Here is a 12483-nt window from a genome sequence, read left to right on the forward strand (position 1 = left end):
CTAGGCGGCATCGTTGGCCGTCGGGGCCGACTTGGATTGTTGGGTGATCGCCGCGGCGATTTTTCGTGCCCGGCGTTTTTCCAGCCAGGGCTTGGCGTAGAAGGCGTAGGGGATACCAATGGCCATGAGGAACCCGCCAAAGGCGATGACCCTGATGCCTACGTTGTTGCCCACGCCCAGGATCGTGAAACGCTGCTGGTTCACGAATCGACCGTTGGCATCGGTCAGCATTTTATCCTGCGGCGACGTCATCGGATCGCCCGGGTCCCAACCCGCCTGGCTGAGCTTGATCTTTCGCAGGGGCAACGCCACGTCTGCGGTGCGGTGGACCACCGGGTGGTTCATGTGGGGGCTGGCCCGCTCGGGGGCCCCGTTGGGCTGCCCCGACTCGTCCACGGGGTAGATCAGCAGATCGGACTGGAAGTCCTTGGGAATGGTGGAGCCGGGGTAGGGCGTCATCTCAAAGTCGGTCATCGCCACGGCGAAGGGCAGCTGAATACGGCGACGGCCGAAGGCGACCTCGACGTTGCCGTAGCCGGGGATGCTGACGATCTCGGGTTTCATCTCGCCGCCTTGCTGCTCGAGGTAGGGCATCTGGCGGAGGGTGATGGTCTTGGAGAAGGTTTCGCCGGTGAGCTTGTAGTTTTCGTCACGCAGGTCGTACTCAACACGCACCGGCAGCAGGGCTTTTTCGTAGGTGCCCTCAATCTTCGGGTCGCGTAGCTGACGCGGTGTGACCACCGACCGCTTGGCTTGCACCGCGCGCTCCAGACGCTGCACCACGTGGATCCACGAATCCCCACGCTCGGGGTCGGCCAGCGGCATCTTGCCCTCGCTCAACGGACTGATGATCGGCTTGATGCCCGCGATCCGCAGCAACACCCAGATGTCGTCTTGGCTCCCGACCGACGCGAAGCTCTCGGGCAGCGGCGGGTCGGTGAGCAGGTGCGCTTGGATCTTGCTCTGGTCGAGGTAGACGGTGCGGATGGCGGGATCGGGATCGCCGCGTTGGCCCTCGACAAAATCCTGCGTGCGTTCGGGGTAGCGGTGCAGAGCGAAACGTTTGATCGGCTTGGTGGGGCCGGGGGTGGTGATGTTGAGGGTGGTCTGGGTGTCGGTTGCGCCGCGGTAGCCTTCGGAGACGAAGGGCAGGCCGTAGGGCCCGATGTCCTCGATCTCGATGCGGTAGCCGGTATCGCCGACCTCGAAGACATCACCCGGGTTGATCTCACGGACCTCGCGGAAGCCTTGCTCGGGCACTTCGATGAGCAGCGCGTGGCGGGCCTGGGCGGGCGGCTCGGACATGAGGTCGGCGAGCCGCTGCGGGCTGGGGGCGTGGAGGTATTCCAGTGCCCAGGCTTCGTTTTCCATCAGCCGGTCGGCGGGCTTCGCGGAGGTCAGCGTGGTGCGGGGCCCCATGCCGGGCGTGTCCTGATCGCCCATGGCGAGGGTGATGGCCGGGCCGCTCCCGGGGGCGACGGTGTCGTCGGGGGCTTCGATCCAGATGGGTTGCAGCTCGCCGTAGGCGATGAAGCCCGGGATGGTGATCCGCAGGTCCTCACCGAGCCGGTCGGCAAAGCCGGGTTTTTCGTGCAGTCGGATGTCCAGCTCGCCCATCTCGTATTCGTTGTAACGCGGCAGCTCGGGCAGCTCGACCTGCACCGCGGGGGCGTTGTCCACCGACACGAAGACCGCGGGCATCTTGCGGTCGTAGAAGTGCGACACCGGCCGAGCGCCGGGCAGGTCGCTGCGGACGATGAACATGTCGCCTTCGAGTTTGAGCTGGGCGTAGAACACCGAGCCGAGCGCCATGGTCACGATGCCGGTGTGGACCGTGAGCACACCCAGTCGAGGGATGGAGAACTCGATCCGGCGGATCGTCGCCCAGATCATGTTGACCACGAACAGCAACAAGATGATCTGCAACGGCCACCAGCCGAAGAACTCGGTCTCGTTCATTTCGATCGCGGGCAGCTTGTAGACCTTCGTCGCCTTGTGCTGCTCGAAGACGGGCATCGAATCGATCAACGCATACGACAACTGCCCCAGCAGCAACGCGCTGCCCACCAGCCCGAGCAACACGCCCGCGCTGATGATCATCTTCTTCCCGGTCGACCAATCGGTCTTGCCGCCGAGCCGAACACCAAACGTCACCAGCCCCGCGACGAGCCCCGCCAGGATCAACATCCAGGCCAGGCCGATCAGCAGGAAATAGAACGGCATCGAACCCGCCGCGCCGTACAACGCGACGCAGATCAACAAGATCACCGAAAGGGTGATCGAGCTGAAGGCCCGGGTCAGCCAACGCAGCGGCGCGGGCAACGCCTCGTCCGCCTGTTTCACTCGTTTGTATTTCGCGCTCATGGTGGGGCAAAGAGTATAGGTGTTCCGCCATGCCCCGGGACGGCCGTTTTGTGGCTTTATCGTGCCAGGCTCACGATCATCCCCAGCCGTCTCCCCGCTACACTCTTAAATATGTCTCGCCTCTGGCCCATCCTGCTACTCGCCCTCGGCGGGGCGCTCGGCACCCTCGCCCGGGTCGGGCTCGCCGCGGCCGTGAACAAGCTCCACGGCGGACCCTGGCCCTGGGGCACCTTCGCCGCCAACGCGGTGGGCTGCTTCCTCTTCGGCATCCTGTTCACCGTCATCGACAAGAACCACCCGCTGGGCCCGCTCGCCAGCCTCGCCCTGATCGCGGGCTTCTGCGGGGCCTTCACGACCTTTAGCACCTTCGCCTTCGACACCACCCACCTCGCCCAGGGCAACACCTTCGCGGGGTCCAACGCCCTCCACGCCCTGGGTAACCTCTTGCTGCACAACGTGGTAGGCATCACGCTGCTCTTCGCGGGCCTGGCCCTGGGCCACCGTATCGCCTCCAACTCATAACCCACGAAAACCCGCCGCTGCAGAGCTGCGGCGCGGCTCGGCCGTTTGCCACCCCATTCCGTCCACCTCGGCATCTTGTCCCGCCCCTCAGACCGGCTATCATGCGGGATTCCCACATTTTCCGGGGTGGCCCACCACCCCGCGCCCCGCCTGTGAACCCGCCCATGCCGCCCGAAACCCTGACCCCCGCCAGCGAAACCGAACGCACCCAGCGCATCAACGCCGTCATCCGCTTTGCGGGCGACTCCGGCGACGGCATGCAGCTGGCCGGCACCCAGTTCACCGACACCTCCGCCGTGGCGGGCAACGACGTGGCGACCCTGCCGGACTATCCCGCCGAAATCCGCGCCCCCGCGGGCACCGTGGCGGGCGTCTCGGGCTTCCAGATCAACTTCGCCAGCGAAAACATCTACACCCCCGGCGACATCGTCCACGCCCTGATCGCCATGAACCCCGCCGCGTTCAAGGCCCACATCCACGACGTCGAGCCCGGCGGCTACGTCATCGTCAACGAGACCGAGTTCTCCAAGACCAACCTCAAAAAGGCGGGCTACCCGCTCATCGAGGGCACCCGCGACCACGTCAACCCGCTGGACGACCCCGAGCTCAACGCCCAGTACAAGATCGTCCGCGTGCCGATCACCAAGCTCAACCAGGAAGTCCTCAAAGAGTCCGGCCTGAACCCCAAGGGCGTCAACCGCTGCCGCAACATGTGGGCGCTGGGCCTGGTTTATTGGCTGTTCGAGCGTCCCCTCGACACCACGATCAAGAACCTCAAGCAGACCTTCGAAGTCCGCAAAAAGATGCCCGAGGTCGCCGAGGCCAACATCCGCGCCCTGCGTGCGGGCTACGACTTCGGCGAAACCGCCGAGCTGTTCCCCGTCACCTACCGTGTGCCGCAAGCCTCGATCAAGCCAGGCAAATATCGAAAAATCACGGGCAACGAAGCGCTCGCGATGGGCCTCGTCACCGCCGGGCAGTTGTCCAAGAAGGACGTGATCTACTGCTCCTACCCGATCACCCCGGCGTCGGACATCCTGCACTACCTCGCCCCGCAGAAGCACTACGGCGTCAAGACCTTCCAGGCCGAAGACGAGATCGCCGCGTGCTGTGCCGCGATCGGCGCGTCCTTCGCCGGGCAGCTCGCCGTCACCGGCACGTCCGGCCCGGGCCTGGCGCTCAAGGGCGAAGCGATGGGCCTGGCCGTGATGACCGAGCTCCCGTTGGTTGTGGTCAACGTCCAACGCGGCGGCCCGTCCACCGGCCTGCCCACCAAGACCGAGCAGTCCGACCTCCTGCAAGCCATGTTCGGCCGCAACGGCGACTGTCCGATGGTCGTCATCGCCCCGCAGTCCCCGGCCGACTGCTTCACCAGCGCGATCGAGGCCTGCCGGATCGCCATGCAGCACATGGTCCCCGTGCTCCTGCTCACCGACGGCTACCTCGCCAACGGCAGCGAGCCCTGGCCCGTCCCCCAAGCCTCCGACTTCGCCCCCATCGAAATCAGCCACCCCAAGCCGAGGGCTGCGGAGCAAAGCGACAAAGCCCCGGATGCCGAGTCCGACTTCCACCCCTACACGCGCGACGACAACCATGCCCGCCCCTGGATGCTCCCCGGCACGGTCGGCGGCGAGCATCGCCTCGGCGGCCTCGAAAAGCAGAACGGCACCGGCAACGTCTCCTACGACCCGCAGAACCACCAAGACATGGTCCGCCTCCGGGCCGAGAAGGTTCAAAAGGTCGCCGACGCGCTGCCCGACCTCGAAGTCAACGGCGATGCCGAGGGCGACCTGCTCGTCCTGGGCTGGGGCGGCCCTTACGGCAGCATCACCACCGCCGTCAACGCCGCTCGGGCCGAAGGCAAGTCCGTCAGCAGCGCCCAACTCCGCTACCTCAACCCGATGCCCAAGAACCTGGGCGACGTGCTCAAGCGGTTCAAGAAGATCCTCATCCCCGAACTCAACGACGGCCAACTCCGCCTGCTCATCCGCGGCAAATACCTCGCTGACGCCCGCGGCCTCAACAAGGTCCAGGGCAAGCCCTTCCTCGTTGAGGAAGTAGAGCAAGCGATCGAGTTAATGCTGAATGGTGAGTGGGGGGATGCCGAGGCACTGTGGCCGGAGAGTGGGCAAGTACTCGGGGCAAGATAATGCTGTTTTATTTGATGGTAATTATTGCGACATATTGCGTTACCAAACTGCTTTATCCCAACGGCTCACATAAACGACCTGATGGAAAAGAAGTTGGAGCCTTTGCAGCGTTATTCAACCTATTTGTGCATGCGATCGCCATCATAATTATCTGCGGATGCGTTTTCTGAAGCTACCTGGAAATTCAAGATTCCGAGCAAAAAAGTTTGCACGAGTCTGCTCAGGATTTCGTCGAATCACTTAATGAGATGCAAGAAAACAATTTCGGTCGTGAACCATGAGCTTGATAACAATCGATTCAATCAGTAGCGATAATTGAAAGTAGGTCAGGCATGCTTGCCTGACACCAACCAATAGAAACTGCGCGTCAGGCAAGCATGCCTGACCTACGAAAACGACGTTATGTCTGAAACCAAACTCCCCGTACTGAAAGCCAAAGACTTCGCCTCCGACCAGGAGGTGCGGTGGTGTCCCGGCTGTGGCGACTACGCGATCCTCAACGCGGTGCAGCGGGTCGTGGCCCAGACCGGGCACAGCCGTGAGAACACCGTGTTCATCTCCGGCATCGGCTGCTCGTCGCGGTTCCCATATTACATGAGCACCTACGGGTTCCACTCGATCCACGGCCGGGCCCCGGGCTTTGTGACCGGGTTGAAGGTCGCCAACCCCGAGCTGGATGTGTGGATGGTCACCGGCGACGGCGACGGGTTCTCCATCGGCGGCAACCACATGATGCACATCCTCCGGCGGAATGTGGACGTGAACATCATGCTGTTCAACAACCGCATCTACGGCCTGACCAAGGGCCAATACTCGCCGACCTCGGAGCAGGGCAAGAAGACCAAATCGACGCCGATGGGCTCGCTGGACTTCCCGATCGACCCGATCCAGGTCGCCCTCGCCGCGGGTGGCACCTTCGTCGCCCGCTCGACCGACAAGGACCGTGGCCTGGCCGACGTGCTCACCGAAGCGAGCAAGCACCGCGGCTCGTCGTTCTGCGAGATCTATCAGAACTGCAACATCTTCAACGATGGCGCGTTCGAAGACCTCACCGGCAAAGACACCCGCGAAGACAACGTGCTCTACCTCGAACACGGCAAGCCCATGGTGTTCGGCAAGAACAGCGACAAGGGCCTCCGCCTCATCGGCAACCGCCCCGAAGTCGTCACCCTCGGTGAAGGCGGCGTGAGCGAAGACGACCTGCTCTTCCACGACGAGACGAACCACGCACTGGCGACGATGCTCGCCTGCCTGCACCACCCCGAGTTCCCCGAGCCGCTGGGCGTGTTCTACCGCGAAGATCGCCCGACGTACGAGACGCTGGTCGCCGACCAAGTCGCCGAGGCCAAGGAAAAACGCGGCGCGGGCACGCTGGACGACCTGTTCAACGCGGGGGACACCTACGTCCTCGAAGGTGCGGATTCGAATCACGGTCTGCACGATTGATTTGGTCCACATTAGCCCCGGGTCAATGACCCGGGGTGCCGCGGCAACCCATAAATCCATCATCACCGGCCCCGGGTGACTCACCCGGGGCTAAATTTTTGCCTTTGGGGTGTCGGGGCAAAGCCCTGACCGCCCGCCGCGAAGGCGATCCGAAACCCAAACCCCACATCCAAACACTCTTATCCTTCTTGTTAAACTTCCTCCCATGAGTGAGACCACCACGATTCAATCGGGCGACGGCGCGATCACCGTCGCGACCCGCGGCGCTCGGATCCTTGACTGCCGCGTCGACGGCGTTGACGAAAACCTGTTCTATGACGACGGCATCGGCATCGGCATCGGCAACGGCGGCGACCGCCTGTGGATCGCGCCCGAGGTGGCGTACTACTGGCCGAGCCTGGAAGACGCGCGCACCGACCCCGTCGGCACCGCCGAGACGCCCGCGGACGTGGACCCCGGCGACTACGAAGTCGTGGGCGACTACGAAGACGGCAAGGGCCTGGTGCTCCGCAACGACTGCTCACTGATCGACAGCCGGGACGAAAAGGCCATCGGCCTGGAGCTGACGCGGTCGTTCGCCGCCGCGGATATGCCCACCGATCTGCTCGAGGGCGTGAAGTGCGTGAGTTTCACCATCACCAACGAACTGCTCGTGCGCGGCGGCGACGACGGCGCGGTCGCCTCGGCCTGGAACATCCTGCAGGTCCCGCCGACGGGCACGCTGATCTGCCCGACCAAGGGCAAGGTCGATCCCCGCTCGTACTACGACCCGTTCGGCGAGAAGCACGTCCAGAGCGACGACACCGCGGTGCGGTTCCTCATCGACGCCCAGCGTCGGGTGAAGATGGGCATCAAGCCCGCCGACACGCTCGGGAAGATGGGGTACTACCGGCCGCTGGGCGATGGCCACAGCACGCTGATCTATCGCGAGTTCGAGGTGGACCTGGACGGGACGTACGTGGACATCCCCCGCGACCACCCGGCCGACCAACGCTCGGACGGCGACGCCCTGCAGGCCTACAACGACGACCAGACCTTCGGCAACTTCGGCGAGATGGAGTACGTCGCCCCGGCGGTGATCGTCGGCGAAGTCGAGTCGCGTGCCGTGACCTGTACGACCCACGTCCTGGCCGGGCCGGATGCTGCGGTGAAGGCGACGGGCGAGGCACTGCTGGGCGTGTCGGTTTCGATGATCGGCTAAGCTATTGGGATGAACGCCAAGACGCCAAGACGCCAAGACACCAAGCAGAACCGCTTGGTCCGTTTGAGGCATTGGCTCGGTGTTTATTACCATTTCTCTTTCAGTTGGATTGATTGTGCTAATCCGGGTCTCCCTGTCTTCCTTGGCGTCTTGGCGTCTCGGCGTCTTGGCGTAGAACACAACGGGAGAACAGCCTGATGGCCCGAAAGATGCCCGCCAAATCGGTGACGCTTGACGCGGATGTCCGCGTTCTGGCGCTGCATGGCCCCGAAGAGGCGATCAAGAAAGAGAAGATCGATCAGCTGCGCGAAGCCCTCGAAGCGGAGCACGGCGAGATCCAGAAATTTATCTTCGACGGCAAGATCGCTACGTTGGCTGAGGTATTCGATGAGGTGCGTGGCTATTCGCTGATGGGCGGGTACAAGCTGGTCATCGTCGATCCGGCGGACGACTTCGTGAAGGCCCACCGTGAGCCTCTCGAACGCTACGCCCAGAGCCCAGTGGACCATGCGACGCTGGTGCTGCGGTCGGCCAGCTGGAACCGGGGGAACCTGGACAAGTACATCGCCAAGGTCGGCGCGGTGATCAAGTGCGAGCCGCCCAAGCCCGCCGAGGCGGTCGCCCGATTGGTCGCCCGGGCCAAGGACGTCCACGGCATGTCGATCGATCGGCCCGCGGCCCAGCTCATGGTCGATCGTTTGGGCGTGCATCTGGTCCGTTTGGAGACCGAGCTCGACAAGCTTGCGGCGATGGCGGGGGCGTTGTCACCCAAGGGCCGATCGATGAAATCGGCGGGCGGGATCGACCGGGCGATGGTCGAACAGGCGGTCGGCAAATCCAGCGACGAGAAGGCCTGGGAAGTGCAGGAAAGCATCCTCGCAGCGATGGGGGCCCGCAACGCTTCTGCCGGGACGATTGTGACCAAGGTTCGCGAGCTGATCGACCTCGGCGGGCAGCCGGAGATTCTGGTCATGTACTTCGTGGCGGACCTGGCGCGGAAGCTGGCGGTGGGCGGGCAGATGCGGGCGGCGGGGGAGCCGGAAGGGGCGATCAGCAAAGCACTTAAACTCTGGGGCCCGCGTCAGCGGCTGTTTATGGATGTCTTGCGGAAGGTCGGGCCGGATGGCGGGGCGAGGCTGTTGGATATGGCGTTGACCGCGGACGCTCGCAGCAAATCGGGGTTTGGCCCTGCGGGGCGGAATCTTGAAGGTTTGTGCGTGCAGATGGCCGATGTTCAGGGGTAGCCCGGGTTCCGATAAGCGTTTGGCTTGATCGGGGTTGGGCGGCTCACCGCAGGAGGCGGTGGGGTGGTTGATTGGCATGGAGGCACGATGCGTACGGAAGCCTGGAGCTGGATGCTGAGTTGGTCGTTGATGCTGGCCTTGGGGCTGGTGGCGACGCTGATGTTGATGGGCTGCGAGTCGAGCGGCGGCGGGTCTACACCGTCGCTGGCGACCACGTCGAACTTTAACGGTGACGGCAGCGTGCCCCAGCGCGACAGCGCGTTGGCGGATGAGACGCGAGCGCTCGCTGAACGACTGACCGCCTCGATGGACGCCGCCCCGAGCGGTGAAGGGGCAGACGACCCGTTCGCCGATGCGATGGGGTTTGGCGATGAGAGAAGAGCCACGGCGGCCTCGCCGAAGGCCATGCCTGAGCCCGATGTTCCCGCGCCGGTGGATCGCGAAGCGGCGCTGCTCAGCCAGAAGCCCGATCCCGCGGTGATGGTGGATGTGCCCGGCGGGGCGTACGAAGTACGGCCCGCCACGGTCGTGCCGATGCCCGAGATGCAGAAGCCGCTGAGCCGTGAAGACCTGCTCGCCGAACTCTCGGCTCAGGTCCGAGCCAGCGACGACCCGGCCCTCGTGGTCGCGGTGACCGACGCGGCGCTTAGCCTCGCTCGCCCCGACCATCAGCTCGACCCCGCGGTGCTCGAACCGCTCAAGCCGATGCAGCGTGAGGCGGTCAAGCGGCTGCACACGCTGTTTCTGGGGATCCAGCAACGGGCCGAGGAGCAGGGCAAGGTGTCGCCCACGTCGCGTGCCCAGATCGGTGGGCCGACCACGGCGGGTGGCGGCGGGTTTGATCGCAAGGCGTTGGACGAGGCGATGGCGGATGCATTCGGCGAGATGCCGGTGACGATCGTGCACTCGGACCTGTGCCGAAGCGTGTCGGGTTACGGCGTCTATGAACCGTTGGGCACCCACAATTTCCTGGCGGGCCGTAACAACCGGGCGATCGTGTACGTGGAAGTCGAAGACTTTGCCGCGGCGAAGCTGGACGACAACCGTCGTGAAGTGCGCCTGACCCAGGAACTGATCCTCTACAAAGAAGACGACGGCCTGGCGGTTTGGCGTCACGAGCCAACCCAGGTCACCGACATCTCACGCAACCGCCGACGGGATTTCTACGTCGTGCAGATGGTCACGCTGCCTGCCCGGCTGAGCGCGGGCAAGTACCGCCTGAAGGTCCGCATCACCGACCAGCACGGCGATTCGGTCGACGAGACCACGCTCAAAATCAACGTTGTTGCAGACCCCCAACTGCTCAACGCCAACGAGCAGCAGTAGCCTCCGCTCTCATGCCTAGGCAGCGGCCAAACGGGAGCGATCCTGCTATCCTCTCGGCATGCAAGCCCTGGCCGACGCATCACAAGTGACCCAACTCATCAGCGAGATGGGCGCGTGGGTCGATTCCAAGCGGCAGGCCAACCCCCAGCACACCTTCGCACTCGTCGGCATCCGCAGCCGGGGCGATGTGGTTGCCCACCGGGTCGCGGAACAACTCGACATCACGCAGGTCGGCGTGCTCGACATCACGCTGTACCGCGACGACCTCTCGGAGATCGCCAGCCAGCCGACGGTTCGGACCACCGAGATCGACTTCTCGCTGGACGGGTTGGATGTGGTGCTGATCGATGATGTGCTGATGAGTGGCCGGTCGATCCGGGCCGCGCTTTCGTCACTGATGGACATGGGCCGACCCCGGCGGGTGTGGTTGGCGGTGCTGGTCGACCGGGGTACCGATGTCCGCGAGTTGCCCATTGCGGCGGACTACGTGGGGCTGACGCATGCGGGCGACGAGCACGTCCGTGTGTTAGTGATGCCGACCGATGAGAAAGACGCGATCCTGCTCGGAGAGGACGCCCGATGAGCGACTACGCCTGGCCGCACCGACACTTGCTCGGGATCGAAGAGCTCTCGGCCGAGGACATCCGTTTCGTCCTGCAAACCGCCCGCGGCCTCGAAGATGTTTCGACCCGTAGCGTGAAAAAGGTTCCCGCTCTCCGCGGAAAAGTCGTGGCCAACCTCTTCTTCGAAGACTCCACCCGCACCAGCAGCAGCTTCCAACTCGCCGCCCAGCGGCTCTCGGCCGACGTGCTGGATTTCAAGGGCAAGGGCAGCAGCGTCTCCAAGGGCGAAACGCTCGTCGATACCGCCAAGACGATCGAGGCGATGGGCGTCGATGTCATGGTCTGCCGTCACCACCACTCGGGGGCTGCCCACAAGCTCGCCGCGAACGTCGGGGCCCACGTGGTCAACGCGGGGGACGGCCAACACGAACACCCCACCCAGGCCCTGCTGGACCTCTACACCATCGCCAAACGGCTCGATCGCCTCGACACCTTCGACTTCACCGGGCTGACCGTCGCGATCGTCGGCGACATCGCCCACTCCCGCGTGGCCCGCTCGAATGTGTTGGGCCTGCAGAAGCTCGGGGCCAAGGTGATCCTGGTCGGCCCGACGACCCTGCTACCCGGCGCGTTCCGCGACCTGGGGTGCGAGTTGTCCAACGATCTGGACAACGTCCTGCCGCGGGTCGATGTCGTGAATATGCTCCGGGTGCAGTTCGAGCGGATTGCCTCGCAAGCGTTTCCCTCGACCCGGGAATACGCCGTGCTCTACGGCCTGACGCCCGAGCGACTGGCCCGCTGCAAGCCCGAGGTCGTGGTCATGCACCCCGGCCCGATGAATCGCGGCCTGGAGATCGACGGCGAGGTGGCCGACGGCCCGAACTCCGCTATCCTCCAACAGGTCACCCACGGCCTGGCGGTCCGCATGGCGGTGCTCTTCCTCGTCAGCACGACCCACCAGAACTGAACAACCTAATCGGCACCGATGTCTGTGCTATAACACCCGATCCATGACCGACCCCGCCGACACCCCGACCGAAACCCGCGAAGGCGTTCTCCTGATCATCTCCGGCCCGTCGGGCGTGGGTAAATCGACCCTGACCAACGCGTTGCTCGAGAACCTCGATGCCGATCTCTCGGTCTCGATGACCACTCGGCCGATGTCGAAGTCGGACGTGGACGGCGAGCACTACCACTTCGTGGATGTGGCGACGTTCGAGCAGAACATCATCAACCAGCAGTTCCTCGAACACGCGGTGTACAACGGCAACTACTACGGCACGCCACGGATGTACGTGCAGCAAAAGCTCGATCGTGGCCGTGTCGTGATCCTGGAGATCGATGTCGAGGGAGCCCGCCAGATCAAGTCGGCCATGCCCGACAGCTACGCGATCTTCATCAAGCCGCCCAGCGAAGACGCCCTGATCGACCGCCTCCGTGGCCGAAAGCGGGAGGACGAGGAGACGATCCAGAAGCGGTTCAGCCTGGCGAAGAAGGAGATCGCGTTCGCCGAGAGCACTGATGTCTACGACGTCTTTGTCGTGAACGATGACTTCAACCGTGCCGTGGCCGAGATCGAGAAACTGATCCGCAGACGCTTGGCCGAGGGGCAGGAACCGACGCTGTTCTGATCCCGTGCCCTTGGGCGGTTCCATCGCCCCGGCATC

General features: G+C 64.1%; 10 protein-coding genes. 9 read left to right on the forward strand and 1 reads right to left on the reverse strand.

Annotation, left to right across the window (positions count from 1 at the left end; all coding sequences use genetic code 11):
* Positions 1-2364, reverse strand: coding sequence for a hypothetical protein (locus HNQ40_RS13850; RefSeq protein WP_184678416.1), 2364 nt, complete (start codon positions 2362-2364; stop codon positions 1-3).
* Positions 2365-2475: 111 nt separating this feature from the next.
* Here HNQ40_RS13850 and HNQ40_RS13855 point away from each other — a divergent pair, with 111 nt between their 5' ends.
* The 9 genes from HNQ40_RS13855 (at position 2476) to gmk (ending at position 12447) form a co-directional block, all read left to right on the forward strand.
* Entirely contained in the window at positions 2476-2886 is a 411-nt protein-coding gene (locus HNQ40_RS13855; RefSeq protein ID WP_184678417.1) for a fluoride efflux transporter FluC, read from the forward strand.
* Between the two features lie 164 nt (positions 2887-3050).
* The gene (locus HNQ40_RS13860) at positions 3051-5036 is read left to right on the forward strand and encodes a 2-oxoacid:acceptor oxidoreductase subunit alpha (protein WP_184678418.1); all 1986 of its coding nucleotides are present in this window, start codon (positions 3051-3053) and stop codon (positions 5034-5036) included.
* Between the two features lie 402 nt (positions 5037-5438).
* Positions 5439-6482 carry a 2-oxoacid:ferredoxin oxidoreductase subunit beta gene (locus HNQ40_RS13865; RefSeq protein ID WP_184678419.1) on the forward strand — a complete coding sequence of 348 codons (1044 nt, stop codon included), beginning with the start codon at positions 5439-5441 and terminating at the stop codon, positions 6480-6482.
* Between the two features lie 205 nt (positions 6483-6687).
* Positions 6688-7683, forward strand: coding sequence for a DUF6786 family protein (locus HNQ40_RS13870; RefSeq protein ID WP_184678420.1), 996 nt, complete (start codon positions 6688-6690; stop codon positions 7681-7683).
* Positions 7684-7880: 197 nt separating this feature from the next.
* The gene (holA, locus tag HNQ40_RS13875; protein ID WP_184678421.1) at positions 7881-8927 is read left to right on the forward strand and encodes a DNA polymerase III subunit delta; all 1047 of its coding nucleotides are present in this window, start codon (positions 7881-7883) and stop codon (positions 8925-8927) included.
* Between the two features lie 87 nt (positions 8928-9014).
* Complete coding sequence (locus HNQ40_RS13880; protein ID WP_184678422.1) at positions 9015-10253, forward strand: hypothetical protein; 1239 nt, start codon at positions 9015-9017, stop codon at positions 10251-10253.
* Between the two features lie 58 nt (positions 10254-10311).
* Positions 10312-10836, forward strand: coding sequence for a bifunctional pyr operon transcriptional regulator/uracil phosphoribosyltransferase PyrR (locus tag HNQ40_RS13885; protein ID WP_184678423.1), 525 nt, complete (start codon positions 10312-10314; stop codon positions 10834-10836).
* Complete coding sequence (locus HNQ40_RS13890) at positions 10833-11783, forward strand: aspartate carbamoyltransferase catalytic subunit (protein ID WP_184678424.1); 951 nt, start codon at positions 10833-10835, stop codon at positions 11781-11783. The genes HNQ40_RS13885 and HNQ40_RS13890 overlap by 4 nt, the downstream gene beginning before the upstream one ends.
* Positions 11784-11826: 43 nt before the next feature.
* Complete coding sequence (gene gmk, locus HNQ40_RS13895; RefSeq protein WP_184678425.1) at positions 11827-12447, forward strand: guanylate kinase; 621 nt, start codon at positions 11827-11829, stop codon at positions 12445-12447.
* Positions 12448-12483: the final 36 nt, after the last annotated feature.

This window comes from Algisphaera agarilytica, from assembly GCF_014207595.1.
In the GTDB taxonomy this organism is placed as follows: Bacteria; Planctomycetota; Phycisphaerae; order Phycisphaerales; family Phycisphaeraceae; genus Algisphaera; species Algisphaera agarilytica.